The 14962-nt window shown below is 66.2% G+C and carries 21 protein-coding genes; 19 read left to right on the top strand and 2 right to left on the bottom strand.

Features of this window, described 5'->3' with window-relative positions; translation table 11 throughout:
* The first annotated feature begins 1 nt into the window (after window position 1).
* The 18 genes from rplX to rplQ all read left to right on the top strand — a co-directional run bounded on the left by rplX (window position 2) and on the right by rplQ (window position 10803).
* The gene (gene rplX, locus ASD13_RS02855) at window positions 2-361 is read left to right on the top strand and encodes a 50S ribosomal protein L24 (protein WP_017829200.1); all 360 of its coding nucleotides are present in this window, start codon (window positions 2-4) and stop codon (window positions 359-361) included.
* Window positions 361-951, top strand: coding sequence for a 50S ribosomal protein L5 (gene rplE, locus ASD13_RS02850; protein ID WP_017829199.1), 591 nt, complete (start codon window positions 361-363; stop codon window positions 949-951). Before rplX ends, rplE begins: the two co-directional genes overlap by 1 nt.
* 132 nt (window positions 952-1083) lie before the next feature.
* Complete coding sequence (rpsH, locus tag ASD13_RS02845; RefSeq protein WP_017829198.1) at window positions 1084-1482, top strand: 30S ribosomal protein S8; 399 nt, start codon at window positions 1084-1086, stop codon at window positions 1480-1482.
* Between the two features lie 6 nt (window positions 1483-1488).
* Window positions 1489-2025: a 50S ribosomal protein L6 gene (gene rplF / locus ASD13_RS02840; protein WP_055865585.1), complete on the top strand. Its 537-nt coding sequence runs from the start codon at window positions 1489-1491 to the stop codon at window positions 2023-2025.
* A 2-nt stretch (window positions 2026-2027) separates the two neighbouring features.
* Window positions 2028-2387 carry a 50S ribosomal protein L18 gene (rplR, locus tag ASD13_RS02835; RefSeq protein ID WP_017201578.1) on the top strand — a complete coding sequence of 120 codons (360 nt, stop codon included), beginning with the start codon at window positions 2028-2030 and terminating at the stop codon, window positions 2385-2387.
* Window positions 2388-2407: 20 nt separating this feature from the next.
* Complete coding sequence (gene rpsE / locus ASD13_RS02830; protein ID WP_017829196.1) at window positions 2408-3085, top strand: 30S ribosomal protein S5; 678 nt, start codon at window positions 2408-2410, stop codon at window positions 3083-3085.
* Window positions 3085-3270, top strand: a complete 186-nt coding sequence (rpmD, locus tag ASD13_RS02825; RefSeq protein ID WP_017201575.1) for a 50S ribosomal protein L30 — start codon at window positions 3085-3087, stop codon at window positions 3268-3270. The genes rpsE and rpmD overlap by 1 nt, the downstream gene beginning before the upstream one ends.
* The gene (gene rplO, locus ASD13_RS02820) at window positions 3270-3905 is read left to right on the top strand and encodes a 50S ribosomal protein L15 (protein WP_017829195.1); all 636 of its coding nucleotides are present in this window, start codon (window positions 3270-3272) and stop codon (window positions 3903-3905) included. Before rpmD ends, rplO begins: the two co-directional genes overlap by 1 nt.
* Before the next feature lie 183 nt (window positions 3906-4088).
* A complete protein-coding gene (gene secY / locus ASD13_RS02815; protein ID WP_017829194.1) occupies window positions 4089-5411 on the top strand; it encodes a preprotein translocase subunit SecY in 1323 nt (440 codons plus the stop codon).
* Window positions 5408-6013, top strand: coding sequence for an adenylate kinase (locus ASD13_RS02810; protein WP_055865582.1), 606 nt, complete (start codon window positions 5408-5410; stop codon window positions 6011-6013). The genes secY and ASD13_RS02810 overlap by 4 nt, the downstream gene beginning before the upstream one ends.
* Before the next feature lies 1 nt (window position 6014).
* A complete protein-coding gene (gene map, locus ASD13_RS02805) occupies window positions 6015-6866 on the top strand; it encodes a type I methionyl aminopeptidase (protein WP_055865579.1) in 852 nt (283 codons plus the stop codon).
* Complete coding sequence (locus ASD13_RS02800) at window positions 6866-7534, top strand: DsbA family protein (protein WP_055865576.1); 669 nt, start codon at window positions 6866-6868, stop codon at window positions 7532-7534. Before map ends, ASD13_RS02800 begins: the two co-directional genes overlap by 1 nt.
* A 164-nt stretch (window positions 7535-7698) precedes the next feature.
* Window positions 7699-7920, top strand: coding sequence for a translation initiation factor IF-1 (infA, locus tag ASD13_RS02795; RefSeq protein ID WP_017201569.1), 222 nt, complete (start codon window positions 7699-7701; stop codon window positions 7918-7920).
* 64 nt (window positions 7921-7984) lie between these two features.
* A complete protein-coding gene (rpmJ, locus tag ASD13_RS02790) occupies window positions 7985-8101 on the top strand; it encodes a 50S ribosomal protein L36 (protein ID WP_005050492.1) in 117 nt (38 codons plus the stop codon).
* 179 nt (window positions 8102-8280) lie between these two features.
* Window positions 8281-8655 (top strand): 30S ribosomal protein S13, encoded by a 375-nt coding sequence (gene rpsM / locus ASD13_RS02785; protein WP_017829190.1) that lies wholly within the window; start codon window positions 8281-8283, stop codon window positions 8653-8655.
* 31 nt (window positions 8656-8686) lie between these two features.
* Entirely contained in the window at window positions 8687-9085 is a 399-nt protein-coding gene (gene rpsK / locus ASD13_RS02780) for a 30S ribosomal protein S11 (protein ID WP_017829189.1), read from the top strand.
* Window positions 9086-9219: 134 nt separating this feature from the next.
* Window positions 9220-10209 (top strand): DNA-directed RNA polymerase subunit alpha, encoded by a 990-nt coding sequence (locus ASD13_RS02775; protein ID WP_017829188.1) that lies wholly within the window; start codon window positions 9220-9222, stop codon window positions 10207-10209.
* Between the two features lie 33 nt (window positions 10210-10242).
* Window positions 10243-10803: a 50S ribosomal protein L17 gene (rplQ, locus tag ASD13_RS02770; protein WP_055865573.1), complete on the top strand. Its 561-nt coding sequence runs from the start codon at window positions 10243-10245 to the stop codon at window positions 10801-10803.
* Window positions 10804-10874: 71 nt separating this feature from the next.
* Here the strand turns inward: rplQ and ASD13_RS02765 are convergent, their stop codons facing one another.
* Together ASD13_RS02765 and ASD13_RS02760 are read right to left on the bottom strand one after the other, a co-directional pair.
* Window positions 10875-12449: an AMP-binding protein gene (locus ASD13_RS02765; RefSeq protein ID WP_055865571.1), complete on the bottom strand. Its 1575-nt coding sequence runs from the start codon at window positions 12447-12449 to the stop codon at window positions 10875-10877.
* A 92-nt stretch (window positions 12450-12541) separates the two neighbouring features.
* On the bottom strand, window positions 12542-13762 hold the full coding sequence (locus ASD13_RS02760) for a PAS domain-containing protein (RefSeq protein WP_055865568.1): 1221 nt from the start codon (window positions 13760-13762) through the stop codon (window positions 12542-12544).
* A gap of 162 nt (window positions 13763-13924) precedes the next feature.
* Between ASD13_RS02760 and ASD13_RS02755 the strand changes: the two genes are divergently transcribed.
* Window positions 13925-14962, top strand: a complete 1038-nt coding sequence (locus tag ASD13_RS02755) for a Bug family tripartite tricarboxylate transporter substrate binding protein (protein WP_055865564.1) — start codon at window positions 13925-13927, stop codon at window positions 14960-14962.

Here is a 14962-nt window from a genome sequence, read left to right as displayed (position 1 = left end):
CATGGCGAAGATCAAGAAGGGTGACCTGGTTCAGGTCATCACCGGTGCCACGCAGGAGCGTGGCGGCGACCGCGGCAAGCAGGGCAAGGTCCTCGACGTCCTTGCCGAGAAGAACCGCGTCATCGTCGAAGGCGTGAACTACGTCACCAAGCACACCCGCGTCGGACAGACGCAGCGTGGCACCAAGACCGGAGGCATCGAGACCGTCGAAGCCTCCATCCACATCTCGAACGTCGCACTCGTCGACCCCTCGACCAAGAAGCCGACCAAGGTCGGCCACCGGGTCGAGGAGCAGACGAAGGACGGCGTGAAGCGCACCGTCCGCGTGCGCTACGCGAAGAAGAGCGGTAAGGACCTCTGATGGCAAGCACCGACGCCGCGGTGGCTGGCAAGATCCAGCCCCGCCTGAAGGCGAAGTACAACGCCGAGATCAAGAAGGCGATGCAGGAAGAGTTCGGTTACGCGAACGTCATGCAGATCCCCGGACTGGTCAAGGTCGTCGTGAACACCGGTGTCGGCGAGGCAGCTCGCGACAGCAAGGTGATCGATGGCGCGGTCGAGGATCTCACCAAGATCACCGGCCAGAAGCCGATCGTCACGAAGGCTCGCAAGTCCATCGCGCAGTTCAAGCTGCGTGAGGGTCAGGCCATCGGCGCGCACGTCACCCTCCGTGGTGACCGCGCGTGGGAGTTCGTGGATCGCCTCGTCTCGCTCGCACTGCCCCGTATCCGCGACTTCCGCGGTCTCTCGGCCAAGCAGTTCGACGGCAACGGCAACTACACCTTCGGTCTCCAGGAGCAGAGCGTGTTCCACGAGATCGATCAGGACAAGATCGACCGGGTTCGCGGTTTCGACATCACCGTCGTCACCACCGCGAAGACGGATGACGAGGGTCGGGCACTGCTCCGCCACCTCGGCTTCCCGTTCCGCTCGGAAGACGCACAGGCGTAACAACCTTGACGGGCTCAGTGGTCTCGTGTCACTGAGCCCGTCGATGTGCACGTACAATTGAAAATTGCGTGTCATCGCAGGCCGTCTGTCGTGTAACGGCAGCCGGAACCTCATGAACAAAGGAAATCAACAATGACAATGACAGACCCGGTCGCAGATCTGCTGACCCGTCTGCGCAACGCGAACTCGGCGCACCACGATTCTGTGACCCTGCCGTCGAGCAAGCTCAAGACGCACATCGCTCAGATCCTCCAGCAGGAGGGCTACATCGCCGGTTGGGAGACCTCTGACGCTCGCGTCGGGAAGAACCTCACGCTGACGCTGAAGTACGGCCCGAACCGCGAGCGCTCGATCGCTGGTATCAAGCGCGTCTCGAAGCCCGGCCTCCGCGTCTACGCGAAGTCCACCGAGCTTCCCACGGTCCTCGGCGGCCTTGGCGTGGCAATCCTGTCCACTTCCTCCGGTCTTCTCACCGACCGTCAGGCTGAGCAGAAGGGCGTGGGCGGAGAAGTTCTCGCCTACGTGTGGTAATTCGAAATGTCGCGTATCGGACGACTTCCCATCGACGTTCCTGCGGGCGTGACCGTTTCGGTCGACGGCCGTGAGGTCGCGGTGAAGGGCCCCAAGGGTGAACTCACCCTCACGGTGGCCAGCCCCATCGAGGTCGCGGTCGAGGAGAACCAGGTTCTGGTCTCCCGTCCCGACGACGAGCGCGAGTCGCGGTCGCTTCACGGCCTGACCCGCACGCTCATCAACAACAACATCATCGGCGTGACCCAGGGCTACACCAAGGGTCTCGAGGTCGTCGGCACCGGTTACCGCGTGCAGCAGAAGGGCAACTCGGTCGAGTTCGCTCTCGGCTTCTCGCACCCGGTCCTGATCGACCCGCCCGCCGGCATCACGCTCACGGTCGAGGGCACCACCAAGCTCACCGTCAGCGGGATCGACAAGCAGGCTGTCGGTGAGGCAGCTGCGAACATCCGCAAGATCCGCAAGCCCGAGCCGTACAAGGGCAAGGGTGTGCGCTACGCCGGCGAGAACGTGCGTCGCAAGGCCGGAAAGAGTGGTAAGTAACCATGGCTCTCAAGTCAAAGTCTGACGCCCGCGCGCGTCGTCACGCCCGCCTTCGCAAGAAGGTCGTCGGCACCGAGGCGCGTCCGCGTCTCGTCGTCAACCGCTCGGCCCGCCACGTCTTCGTGCAGCTGGTCGACGACAGCAAGGGTCACACCGTGGCGTCGGCATCGACGCTCGAGACCGACCTGCGTTCGCTCGAGGGTGACAAGACCGCCAAGGCCCGCAAGGTCGGCGAGCTCCTCGCCGAGCGTGCGAAGGCTGCCGGCGTTTCCGAGGCAGTGTTCGACCGTGGCGGCAACCGCTACGCCGGTCGTGTCGCCGCCATCGCCGACGGCGCCCGCGAGGGGGGTCTGGCACTGTGAGTGACAACAAGGAGAACGAAGTGACCGAAGCGGCTGCTGCCACTTCCGAGACGGCTGCCGGCACCACGCAGGCTGAGCCGGCTCGCGATTCGCGTGATGGCCGCCGCGGCGGTCGTGACCGCAACCAGGGTGGCGGTCGTGACCGCAACTCGCGTGACCGTGGCGACAACCAGTTCCTGGAGCGCGTCGTCACCATCAACCGCGTCTCGAAGGTCGTGAAGGGTGGTCGTCGCTTCAGCTTCACCGCCCTCGTGGTCGTCGGTGACGGCAACGGTCTGGTCGGTGTCGGTTACGGCAAGGCTCGCGAGGTCCCTCTGGCGATCTCGAAGGGTGTCGAAGAGGCCAAGCGCAACTTCTTCCGCGTGCCGCGCGTCGGCAGCACCATCCCGCACCCCGTGCAGGGTGAGGCCGCCGCTGGTGTGGTCCTGCTCCGTCCGGCCGCTGCCGGTACCGGTGTTATCGCCGGTGGTCCCGTCCGCGCCGTGCTCGAGTGCGCCGGAATCCACGACGTGCTGTCGAAGTCGCTCGGCTCGTCGAACACGATCAACATCGTGCACGCGACGGTCACCGCCCTGAAGCAGCTCGAGGAGCCTCGTGCGGTCGCCGCACGTCGTGGCCTCGAGTTCGACCAGGTCGCCCCTGCGCGTCTCGTGCGCGCCGAGGCCGAGGCCATCGCCGCACAGAAGGTAGGTGCCTGATGGCCGCGCGACTGAAGGTCACGCAGATCAAGTCCAAGGTGAGCGAGAAGCAGAACCAGCGTGACACGCTGCGCAGCCTCGGTCTGAAGCGGATCGGTGACACCACCGTTCGCCCCGACGACGCGCAGACGCGCGGTTACGTCAAGACCGTCGCACACCTCGTCAAGGTTGAGGAGATCGACTAATGGCTGAGAAGAACGAGGCCGTCGAGGCTGAGAAGGCCACGAAGAAGGCTGCAGCTCCCAAGGCTGCCGCTGAGAAGAAGCCGGCTGCGAAGAAGGCTCCGGCCAAGACCGCTGCCGCTGCCGCCAAGGCTGATGGCGCTGCCAAGAAGCCGGCTGCCAAGAAGGCAACGCCTGCGAAGGATGCTCCGGCATCCCGCCCCGGCGTGCTGAAGGTGCACCACCTGCGTCCCGTCCCCGGATCCAACACCGCCAAGACTCGCGTCGGCCGTGGTGAGGGCTCCAAGGGTAAGACCGCTGGTCGTGGAACCAAGGGCACCAAGGCGCGCAACACCGTTCGCGTCGGCTTCGAGGGTGGGCAGATGCCTCTGCACATGCGCACCCCGAAGCTGCGCGGGTTCAAGAACCCGTTCCGCGTGGAGTACCAGGTCGTGAACCTGGAGAAGCTCGCGGAGCTGTACCCGAAGGGTGGCGATGTCACCATCGGCGACCTGGTCGCCAAGGGTGCCGTTCGCAAGAACGAGAAGGTCAAGGTTCTCGGAAACGGCGACATCGCCGTGAAGCTCACCGTTTCGGTCGACAAGGTCTCGGGTTCTGCCGAGCAGAAGATCGTCGCGGCTGGCGGATCCGTCAAGTAACCGCACAGCAAGAGGGGCCGGAGAATCTCCGGCCCCTCTTGTGGTTTCACACTCCGAGACCTCGCTCTGGGGCCGCATCCGGCGGGCCTGGTATCGGTGGCGAATTCCGGGAAGCCCGGTTTGCGTTACCCTGGTCTTTCAGCCGTCCTTCGGGAATCGGCAACCTTTTCAGGAGGAACGTCCTTGTTTAGCGCCATCGCGCGGATCTTCCGCACCCCCGACCTGCGTCGGAAGATCGGTTTCACTCTCGCCATCGTTGCGATCTACCGGCTCGGTTCCAACGTGCCGGCGCCGTTCGTGAACTTCCCGAACGTCGAAGAGTGTCTCGCCGCCAACGCGGGCACCGATGGCCTGCTCGGACTGGTCAACCTCTTCTCCGGCGGCGCGCTGCTGCAGCTGTCGATCTTCGCGCTCGGCGTCATGCCGTACATCACCGCGACGATCATCACGCAGCTCCTGCGCGTGGTCATCCCGCACTTCGAGGCGCTGCACAAGGAAGGACAGGCCGGCCAGGCCCGTCTGACCCAGTACACGCGTTACCTCACCATCGCCCTCGCGCTGCTCCAGTCGACGACTCTCGTCACGGTCGCGCGCAGCGGTCAGCTCTTCGGCACGACCGATCTCGCGGCCTGCCAGCAGCTCCTGACGAACGACGTGTGGTGGGCACAGCTGCTCATCATCATGGCGATGACGGCCGGTACCGGTCTGATCATGTGGTTCGCCGAGCTCGTCACCGAGCGCGGCATCGGCAACGGCATGTCGCTGCTCATCTTCACCTCGATCGCCGCGACGTTCCCCGGCGCGATGTGGACGATCTGGGAGAGCAAGGGCTTCGAGGTCTTCCTGCTCGTTCTGCTGGTCGGAATCATCGTGATGGGGCTCGTCGTGTTCGTCGAGCAGTCCCAGCGACGCATCCCGGTGCAGTACGCCAAGCGCATGGTCGGTCGGCGCACCTACGGGGGCACGAACACCTACATCCCGATCAAGGTGAACATGGCGGGTGTGATCCCCGTGATCTTCGCCTCGTCGTTGCTGTACATCCCGGCACTCATCGCGCAGTTCAACACCCCGCAGGACGGATCGACTCCGGCTGCCTGGGTGACCTGGATCACGACGAACTTCACCACGGGCAACAGCCCGGTCTACATGGCCGCGTACTTCCTGCTGATCATCGGGTTCACGTACTTCTACGTGGCGATCACGTTCAACCCGGTCGAGGTCGCGGACAACATGAAGAAGTACGGCGGGTTCATCCCCGGCATCCGTGCGGGCCGCCCGACGGCCGAGTACCTCGACTACGTGCTCACCCGCATCACGCTTCCGGGCTCGCTGTACCTCGGTCTGATCGCGCTCATCCCGCTCATCGCTCTGGCCACCGTCGGCGCCAACCAGAACTTCCCGTTCGGTGGTGCGTCGATCCTCATCATCGTCGGTGTGGGTCTCGAGACGGTCAAGCAGATCGACGCGCAGCTGCAGCAGCGACACTACGAAGGGCTCCTCCGATGACAGCATCCGCACGTCTTCTCATCGTCGGCCCGCAGGGCTCCGGCAAGGGCACGCAGGGCGTGCGCATCGCCGAGTCCTACGGCATCCCGGTCGTCTCGACCGGCGACATCTTCCGCGCGAACATCAAGGAGGGGACGCCCCTCGGCCAGCAGGTCACGGCGATCCTCGACAAGGGTGACCTCGTCCCGGATGAGCTGACCAGCGAGATCGTGCGCGACCGCCTGTCGCAGGAAGACGCCGCTCACGGGTTCCTCCTCGACGGCTACCCGCGCAACACCGCGCAGGTCGCCCACCTCGAGTCGTTCCTCGCCGAGCGGGGGCAGGCGCTCGACGCCGTCATCCTCCTCGACGTGCCGCGTGAGGAGAGCCTGCAGCGTCTGACGCTCCGTGCGACCGAGCAGGGCCGCTCCGACGACACCCCGGAGGCCATCGGTCACCGTCTCGACATCTACGAGCGCGAGACCGCCCCGATCCTCGAGGTCTACGGCGCCAAGGGCATCGTCGACCGCATCGACGGTGTGGGTTCGCTCGACGAGATCACCGAGCGCATCGGCGAGGCGCTGACGGCGCGCGGCCTGCGTCTCGCGGCCTCCGCCTCCTGAGATGTTCCGCCGGTCGATCTACAAGACCCCGGCTCAGCTGCGAGCCATGGTCGAGCCCGGGCTCATCACGGCCGCGGCACTGGATGCCGTCCGCCCGCTGATCAAGGCCGGCGTCACCACGCTCGAGCTCGACACGGTGGCGAATCGCACGATCCTCGCCCGTGGCGCTGAGTCGAACTTCCAGCTGGTGCGCGGCTACCACCACACCACCTGCATCTCGGTGAACGAGCAGGTCGTCCACGGCATCCCGGGGGAGCGGGTGCTGCAGCCCGGCGACATCGTGTCGGTCGACTGCGGTGCGCAGTTCCGCGGCTGGAACGGCGACAGCGCGATCACCGTGGTCGTGCCCGACCCGGAGCGGCCTGAGCTGGTCGCACGCCGTGAAGAGCTCTCCCGCGTCACCGAAGGCTCTCTGTGGGCGGGAATCGCGGCCATGGCGTCCGTATCGTCGATCGACGAGATCGGTGCGGCCATCCAGGACTACATCGAGGCTCAGGGGCCGTCCGCGGTCTCCGGCGAGCCCTACGGGATCCTGCGCGAGTACGTCGGTCACGGCATCGGTCGCAAGATGCATGAGGCCCCCAGCGTCTTCAACTACCGCACCCCCGACCGCGGCGAAGACGTCAAGCCCGGACTCGTGCTCGCCATCGAGCCGATGGTCACCGCCGGCGGGGATGCGACCTTCATCGAAGAGGACGACTGGACCGTCACGACGGTGGACGGCACGGACGGCTCCCATTGGGAACATAGCGTCGCCCTGCATGATGGGGGTATCTGGGTGCTGACTGCGCCCGATGGTGGAAGAGCCGGACTCGCCCCGTTCGGGGTCGAGCCTCGAGAGATCGGAAAGTAATGGCAGCGGCGAAGAGCAACACCAACTGGTTCGCGATCGGCGTCTCGATCGCCGTCGTCGTGGTGCTGGTGGCGATCGGTGGACTCGTGGTGTTCCTCAACAACCAGGCCACGTCGCCTGGCGTGGCGCCCACCGCGAACGACACCTTCGACCCGGAGACCGGCGCGATCTCGTTCGGCGACGGGGAAGACACCATCGCCGTGTTCGTCGACTTCCAGTGCCCGGTGTGCAAGACCTTCGAGGACCAGTTCGGCCCCCAGCTCGAGGCCGCAGCCGCCGATGGTCGCATCACCCTCGAGTACCACCCGATCGCGATCCTCGACCGCTTCTCGCAGGGAACGGAATTCTCCTCGCGCTCGGCCGGTGCCGCGTTCTGCGTCGCCGAGTCGAACCCCGAGCTGTACCTCGACTTCGCCAAGACGCTGTTCGAGAACCAGCCCGCGGAGAACTCCTCCGGTCTGACCAACGACCAGCTCGCCGGCTTCGCGACCCAGGTGGGTGCGGATGGCGCGGTCTCCTGCATCACCGACGAGACGTACCGCAAGTTCGGTGCCGCGCAGGCGAAGTCCCACGAGATCGCCGGTACGCCGACGGTGGACATCAACGGCACGCGCCTCAACCTGCAGGACCAGGCCGACCTGAAGAAGTTCACCGACCTGATCAGCTGAGCCGGCGGCTTCCCGCCTCTGGCGGTCAAGTTGCCGGATGGCTCCGGAGCGTCTAACATAGATCTTTGGTGCTTTGTGCCTTGTTTCGGCGTGTCCGGCGGTGCAGCACCACAAACCAACCACCCACCGCAGATCGACCGATCTGCAGAAGCGTCAGCGAGGCTATGGCTAAGAAAGACGGTGTCATCGAGATCGAGGGCGTGATCTCCGAGGCTCTGCCCAACGCGATGTTCCGCGTTGAGCTCAGCAACGGGCACAAGGTCCTTGCAACGATCTCCGGCAAGATGCGGCAGAACTACATCCGTATCATCCCCGAGGACCGTGTGGTCGTGGAGCTCAGCCCCTACGACCTGACCCGCGGCCGTATCGTCTACCGCTACCGCTGATCGGTCGAGAAGTAACGGCCTGCCCCTGTCCGGGGCGGTACGAAGACAGCGAACAGGAAACATCATGAAGGTCAACCCCAGCGTCAAGCCCATCTGCGATCACTGCAAGGTGATCCGCCGTCACGGCCGCGTCATGGTGATCTGCAAGAGCAACCCGCGTCACAAGCAGCGCCAGGGCTGAGTCCCCGGCGGGCCCGCCGATCCGTTCGACGGTCCCGAGCTGCGCGGCATCGCTCACGCACATCTCACAACTGAAAACACACAACGGCAGGATCAGAACCCGCGCAAGCGGGGGACACCTCGGGCGGAGGCCCGGGCACCGATCCTGTTCCATACCTCCACAACACCCAGGAGAACCGCATGGCACGTCTTGCCGGCGTTGACATCCCGCGCGACAAGCGCGTGGTGATCGCCCTTACCTACATCTACGGCGTCGGCCGTACCCGCTCGGTCGAGATCCTCAAGGCGACGGAGATCGACGAGAGCATCCGCGTGAAGGACCTCAGCGACGACCAGCTGATCGCCCTCCGCGACCACATCGAAGGCAACTACAAGGTGGAGGGTGACCTGCGCCGCGAGGTTGCAGCAGACATCCGCCGCAAGGTCGAGATCGGCTCCTACGAGGGCATCCGCCACCGTCGTGGTCTCCCGGTCCGTGGTCAGCGCACCAAGACCAACGCCCGTACCCGCAAGGGCCCGAAGCGCACCGTCGCAGGCAAGAAGAAGGCCCGCTAAGCGCGGCCTCAGGGACTAGGAGAACACTTTCATGGCTGCACCCAAGGCCGCCGCGCGCAAGCCGCGCCGCAAGGAAAAGAAGAACATCGCGCTGGGCCAGGCCCACATCAAGTCGACGTTCAACAACACCATCGTCTCGATCACCGACCCGTCCGGCGCCGTCATCGCCTGGGCATCGTCGGGTGGCGTGGGCTTCAAGGGCTCCCGCAAGTCGACCCCGTACGCCGCCGGCATGGCTGCCGAGTCGGCAGCCCGCCAGGCTGCGGAGCACGGCGTCAAGAAGGTCGACGTCCTCGTGAAGGGTCCGGGCTCCGGCCGCGAGACCGCGATCCGCTCGCTGCAGGCCGCCGGCCTCGAGGTGGGTTCGATCCAGGACGTCACCCCGCAGGCGCACAACGGCTGCCGTCCGCCGAAGCGTCGCCGCGTCTGATTCGCGTGTCGAGCCGCTCGGTCCCTCCGTGGTCCGAGCGGCTCGACGCCCGCGTGCGGGCATCGACTTCCACAACTCAAGACCTCACCCCACCACATGTCATATAGCGGGCATGTGATCGAAAGGAACACAGAGTGCTTATTGCACAGCGTCCCACACTGACCGAGGAAAAGATCGTCGAGAACCGTAGCCGGTTCATCATCGAGCCTCTGGAGCCTGGCTTCGGTTACACGATCGGCAACGCGCTGCGCCGCAGCCTGCTGTCGTCGATCCCCGGTGCTGCTGTCACCAGCGTTCGCATCGACGGCGTGCTGCACGAGTTCAGCACCATCCCCGGCGTGAAGGAGGATGTCACCGAGATCATCCTCAACATCAAGCAGCTCGTCGTCTCGTCGGAGCGCGATGAGCCCATCACCGCGTACCTGCGCAAGACCGGTTCGGGCGAAGTCACCGCCGCTGACATCTCGGCTCCGGCCGGTGTCGAGATCCAGAACCCCGAGCTCGTCATCGCGACCCTCAACGAGACCGCGAAGTTCGAGCTCGAGCTCACGATCGAGCGTGGCCGTGGCTACGTCTCGGCGACGCAGAACCGCAACGAGTACGCCGAGGCCGGTCAGATTCCGATCGACTCGATCTACTCGCCGGTCCTCAAGGTCAGCTACCGCGTCGACGCGACCCGTGCCGGGGAGCGCACCGACTTCGACAAGCTCGTCCTCGACGTCGAGACCAAGTCGGCGATCAGCCCCCGCGACGCCGTCGCTTCGGCTGCCAAGACGCTCACCGAGCTGTTCGGTCTCGCCCGCGAGCTGAACGTCGAGGCCGAGGGCATCGAGATCGGCCCGGCGCCGGTGGAGGCAGTGAACTCCAGCGAGCTGTCGATGCCGATCGAGGACCTCGACCTTTCGGTCCGCTCGTACAACTGCCTGAAGCGTGAGGGCATCAACACCGTTTCTGAGCTCGTCGCCCTGTCGGAGACGCAGCTCATGAACATCCGCAATTTCGGCCAGAAGTCGGTCGACGAGGTGCGCGACAAGCTCATCTCGCTCGGTCTGTCGCTCAAGGATTCGGTGCCCGGTTTCGACGGCGCCCACTTCTACGGCGGCAGCGAAGACGAGTCCTTCTGATACCCGACCTTTCTGACCAGGAGCTAGACGATTATGCCCAAGCCCACTAAGGGTCCCCGCCTCGGAGGCGGCCCCGCACACGAGCGCCTGATGCTTGCCAACCTCGCGGCGGCGCTCTACACCCACAAGTCGATCAAGACGACCGAGACCAAGGCCAAGCGCCTTCGCCCGCTCGCCGAGCGTCTGATCACCTTCGCCAAGCGTGGCGACCTGCACGCGCGTCGTCGCGTGCTGTCGGTCATCGGTGACAAGGAAGTCGTGCACGTCCTGTTCTCCGAGATCGCGCCGCTCGTCGCTGACCGTGAGGGTGGCTACACCCGCATCACGAAGGTCGGCAACCGCAAGGGCGACAACGCTCCGATGGCCGTGATCGAGCTCGTTCTCGAGCCCGTCACCCCGAAGGCGAAGTCGGCCAAGAAGGCTGCTGCCGCTCCCAAGGCCGAGAAGGCTGAGAAGCCGGCCGAGGTCGTCGAGGAGGCTCCGGTCGAGGAGGCTCCCGCCGAGGAGACCGTCGACGCCGGCGCCGAGTCGCAGGCCGAGGGCGAAGCAGCCGAGGCTGCCGCCGAGGACGCTGTCGAGAAGAAGTCCGAGTAAGCACTTCACTCACGAAGAAGCCCGCCACCCCGTAAGGGATGGCGGGCTTCTTCGTGTATCCGGCGGTGTTCTCAGCGGGCGCGAAGGTCTTTGCGCAGGATCTTCCCCGAGCTCGACTTCGGGATCACGTCGATGAACTCCACCTGCCGCACCTTCTCGTGCGGCGCGACGTGCGAGGTGACGTGCGCCATGACCGCGTCGGCGTCGAGGTCGGCATCCGGCTGTCGCACGACGAAGGCCTTGGGCACCTCCTGCCCATCGTCATCGAACGCGCCGATCACCGCGGCGTCCGCGATGGCGGGGTGCTCGAGCAGCACCGCCTCCAGCACGGCCGGCGCGACCTGATAGCCCTTGTACTTGATGAGTTCCTTGAGCCGGTCGACGATCCGGTAGATGCCGTCGTGGGTGACCGTGGCGACATCGCCGGTGTGCAGCCAGCCGTCGGCGTCGAGCATCTCGGCCGTGGCGTCCGGGCGGTTGAGGTAGCCGACCATCACCTGCGGTCCGCGCACCCACAGCTCGCCGGGCTCGCTCGCACCCTCTGCGGGCACCGCCACGTCTTCACCCGAGTCGGGGTCGACGAGTCGTGCCTCGGTGTTCGGTACGAGCGGGCCGATGGTCGAGCGGTCGATTTCGGTGCGCGCTTCGGAGATCAGATTCACGGCGGGGCTGGTCTCGGTCATGCCGTAGCCCTGGGTGACGATGCAGCCCAGGCGGTTCGCGACGGCGGATGCCAGCGTGCCGTCGAGAGGGGCGGCGCCGGAGAAGATGACCTTCACCGCCGAGAGGTCGTACTGGTCGACGATCGGGTGCTTCGCGAGGGCGACGGCGATCGGGGGAGCGACGAAGACCCAGCTCGTGCGGTGCTCGGCGATGATGCGCAGGAACTCGGGGAGGTCGAACCTCGGCATCGTCACGAGCCCGGCCCGCTGGCGCAGCGCGAAGTTCAGCAGCACCGTCATGCCGTAGATGTGGAAGAAGGGCAGCACGGCCAGCACGCGATCGCTCGCATCGACGCCGAGCACCGGCTGGCACTGGGACACGTTGGCGACCAGGTTCCGGTGGGTGAGCATCACGCCCTTGGGGCGTCCGGTCGTTCCCGAGGAATAGGGGAGGACGGCCAGATGCGTCGACGGGTCGAACGACACGTCCGGTGCCTGGCGCCCCTCACCGAGAAGCTCCGGGAGGGAGGGGTGGCCTTCGGCACCGTCAAGCACGATGACGTGGTCGGCATCGAATCCGAGCTTCTCGGCGGCGGCCTGCGCACCGGGAAGCAAGGGCGACACGGTCACGAGCCAGGTCGCGCCCGCATCGGTGAGCTGGTTCGCGATCTCGTCTGCCGTGTAGAGCGAGTTGATGGTGGTGGCCGTGGCGCCCGCGCGAAGGATGCCGTGGAACACGGTGGCGAACGCGGGGACGTTCGGGCAGAGCACACCGACCGTGGTGCCCACTCCGACACCGCGCGCCGCGAGGGCACCAGCGAACAGATCGATCTGCCCGACGAGCTGCCGGTAGGTGGTGGTCGCCCCGCTCATCCCGTCGACGAGGGCTACGGTGTCGAGCTCGGCTTCGGAGAGGTCGCCGAACAGGAAGTCGTGGATGGAGACCTCGGGGATCTCCACATCGGGATAGGTACTGCGAACCATGCGATCTCCTTCGATCCGGGCAGGCTGACGTCGATGTCGAATGCGATCCAGTGTCGCACAGAATGGCACTGCGTCCCAGGGCTGTGTGCAGGTCAGACGGCGTCGCTGGCGCGGTATCGGGTGCTCGGGCGACCCTTGGTCGCGTAGTCGAGCGCGCGCGTCGCCCTTCCCGATGCGGCGAGGTGCTCGAGGTAGCGCCTGGCACTGACCCGGGAGATGTCGAGGTCCTCACCGATCTCGGTGGCCGAGGCGTCGGGGCGTGCGACGAGCGCCGCAGAGACACGGTCGAGCGTCTCGGCGCTAAGCCCCTTGGGCAGTCCGAGGCGCTGCCGGAAGGCGATGATCGCGTCAGCCGCCTCGACTCGTCGCACCACATCGTGCAGCTCGGTGTGATCGCGTAGCAGGAGCGTGGCCCCGATTCCTCCACGGTCGGCCTCGCTCCCGGTGCTGCGAGCCACGAGTACGTGCGATCCCACGATCACCGGCCGACCGGCGGACTCGCCCTCCCGCAGCACGGTCGAAAGCTCCGTGCCCAGAACTTCGGCGGCGAGCTCGCCGTCGAGGTCGGCGGCGTCCCTGTCCAGGAAACGGGCGGCGGCATCGTTCACGAGCGTGATCCGTCCGGCGTCGTCCACTGTGATCACACCTTCGCTGAGGCCGTGCAGCGTGGTCTCCTGGTTCTTCACCAGGGCGGCGATCTGATGCGGCTCGAGGCGGTAGATGCGCCGTCGGATGATCGAGGTCACCCATGCGGATCCGAACACCCCGAGCACGGCCGCGGCCAGCATCGCCGAGATCAGCCACACCAGGTTCGCCGAGAACTCCTCGTTGAGCTCGGACTCCAGGATGCCGACGGATGCGGTGCCGATCACGGCGCCCTCGTCGTCGCGGATGGGCACCTTGACCCGCCAGGAGGTGCCGAGCGTGCCGGTCTGCGTGCCGACGTAGACCTCGCCCGAGAGCGGGATCGACGGGTCGGTGGAGACCTTCTCGCCGATGCGCGCCGGATTCGGGTGCGAGTACCGGATGCCGTCGTCGTTGGCCACGACCACATAGGCGAGGTCGGACGCCTCGCGGATGACCTCGGCGATGGGCTGGATCGCGACGGAGGGCTCGGCGTCGTCGAAGGCCGCATGCACGGTGGGAAGCGCTGCGATCGACTGGGCCACGGCCTGCATCCGGTCCTTGTAGGCGTCACGGAGGGCGTGCTCCTGGAACGCGCCGGCCACGATGCCGGTCGCAAGGGTCACCAGGAACACGATCAGCGCCTGCAGCACGAGCAGCTGCACGCGGAGCGTCATCTTCGAGGCCACCTGCTCATTGTCGCCCCTCACCGCGTGCGGTGCGAGCGAGGGAGAGCGATGCTCGCGACCAATAGTTCCGAAACTCCGACCAATGGTTTCCGAAGCCGCACCGCGGGTGTCCCACGCTCCAGGGTGGAGCGACAGCATCACAACGCTCAAGGAGGAGCGCACATGAAGAACGCACGCATCGCACCCCCCGCCCGCATCGGAACGTGGGCCGCAATGGCCGCGGTCGCAGCCCTCGCCCTCACCTCGTGCGCCGGAGGCAGCGCCGCGACCGACGACGGCGGAGGGGAATCCGAAGCGGCCACGATCACCGACGTCTCGATCGTCGTCCCGGCCGACCCCGGCGGGGGATGGGACCAGACCGGACGAGCGCTGTCGCAGGTGCTCACCCAGGACGACCTCGTCGCCTCCGCCCCGGTGACCAACGTGGGCGGCGCCGGTGGCACGGTCGGCCTCGCTCAGCTCGCCAACGAGAAGGACCCGAACACCCTCATGGTGATGGGTCTGGTCATGGTCGGAGCAGTCGAGACCAACGCCTCGGCGGTGCGGATCGAGGACACCACCCCGATCGCCCGCCTGACGGACGAGCCGCTCGTCGTCGTCGTACCGGCGGACTCGAAGTACGACACCCTCGAAGACCTCGTGGAGGACATCGTCGACAACGGTCAGTCGGTCACCGTCACGGGCGGGTCCGCGGGAGGCGCCGACCACATCCTCGCCGGGCTCATGCTCGAGGAGGCAGGGCTGGACGGTGCGGAGATCGCCGAGAAGCTGAACTACACCCCGAACTCCGGCGGCGGTGAGGCGGTTCCGCTGCTCATCGGCGGGAAGGTCTCCGCGGGCATCTCGGGTGTGGGCGAGTTCGCCCAGCACATCGAGAGCGGCGCGCTGAAGGCGCTGGCGGTGTCGAGCGAGGAGCCGGTGTCGCAGCTCCCCGACGTCCCGACCATCACGGAGGAAGGCTACGACGTCGTCCTGACGAACTGGCGCGGGGTGATCGCCCCCGGTGGGATCTCGGACGGAGAGAAGGACGAGCTGGTCCGTGTGATCACCGAGCTCCACGAGTCGGAGGCATGGACCGAGCAGCTGGAGACCAAGGGATGGACCGACGCGTTCCTGGTCGGTGCGGACTTCGACGAGTTCCTCGCCGGGAACATCGAAGAGGTCACCGCGACGCTGAAGAACATCGGCCTGGTGCAGTGA

Source organism: Microbacterium sp. Root1433D1 (genome assembly GCF_001426835.1).
GTDB lineage: Bacteria > Actinomycetota > Actinomycetes > Actinomycetales > Microbacteriaceae > Microbacterium > Microbacterium maritypicum.
Note: the sequence above shows the minus strand (reverse complement) of the source record. Positions and strands in the feature narration are given on the sequence as shown.

Excerpts from the sequence above, each read along its gene's own strand:
- rpsK (WP_017829189.1), top strand. The coding sequence starts at position 8,687 with ATGGCTGCACCCAAGGCCGCCGCGCGCAAGCCGCGCCGCAAGGAAAAG.
- map (WP_055865579.1), top strand. The coding sequence starts at position 6,015 with ATGTTCCGCCGGTCGATCTACAAGACCCCGGCTCAGCTGCGAGCCATG.
- rpmD (WP_017201575.1), top strand. The coding sequence starts at position 3,085 with ATGGCCGCGCGACTGAAGGTCACGCAGATCAAGTCCAAGGTGAGCGAG.
- rplE (WP_017829199.1), top strand. The coding sequence starts at position 361 with ATGGCAAGCACCGACGCCGCGGTGGCTGGCAAGATCCAGCCCCGCCTG.
- rplR (WP_017201578.1), top strand. The coding sequence starts at position 2,028 with ATGGCTCTCAAGTCAAAGTCTGACGCCCGCGCGCGTCGTCACGCCCGC.
- rpmJ (WP_005050492.1), top strand. The coding sequence starts at position 7,985 with ATGAAGGTCAACCCCAGCGTCAAGCCCATCTGCGATCACTGCAAGGTG.
- rpsH (WP_017829198.1), top strand. The coding sequence starts at position 1,084 with ATGACAATGACAGACCCGGTCGCAGATCTGCTGACCCGTCTGCGCAAC.
- infA (WP_017201569.1), top strand. The coding sequence starts at position 7,699 with ATGGCTAAGAAAGACGGTGTCATCGAGATCGAGGGCGTGATCTCCGAG.
- ASD13_RS02755 (WP_055865564.1), top strand. The coding sequence starts at position 13,925 with ATGAAGAACGCACGCATCGCACCCCCCGCCCGCATCGGAACGTGGGCC.
- rpsM (WP_017829190.1), top strand. The coding sequence starts at position 8,281 with ATGGCACGTCTTGCCGGCGTTGACATCCCGCGCGACAAGCGCGTGGTG.
- rplO (WP_017829195.1), top strand. The coding sequence starts at position 3,270 with ATGGCTGAGAAGAACGAGGCCGTCGAGGCTGAGAAGGCCACGAAGAAG.
- ASD13_RS02765 (WP_055865571.1), bottom strand. The coding sequence starts at position 12,449 with ATGGTTCGCAGTACCTATCCCGATGTGGAGATCCCCGAGGTCTCCATC.
- ASD13_RS02810 (WP_055865582.1), top strand. The coding sequence starts at position 5,408 with ATGACAGCATCCGCACGTCTTCTCATCGTCGGCCCGCAGGGCTCCGGC.
- rplQ (WP_055865573.1), top strand. The coding sequence starts at position 10,243 with ATGCCCAAGCCCACTAAGGGTCCCCGCCTCGGAGGCGGCCCCGCACAC.
- rplF (WP_055865585.1), top strand. The coding sequence starts at position 1,489 with ATGTCGCGTATCGGACGACTTCCCATCGACGTTCCTGCGGGCGTGACC.
- ASD13_RS02800 (WP_055865576.1), top strand. The coding sequence starts at position 6,866 with ATGGCAGCGGCGAAGAGCAACACCAACTGGTTCGCGATCGGCGTCTCG.
- rplX (WP_017829200.1), top strand. The coding sequence starts at position 2 with ATGGCGAAGATCAAGAAGGGTGACCTGGTTCAGGTCATCACCGGTGCC.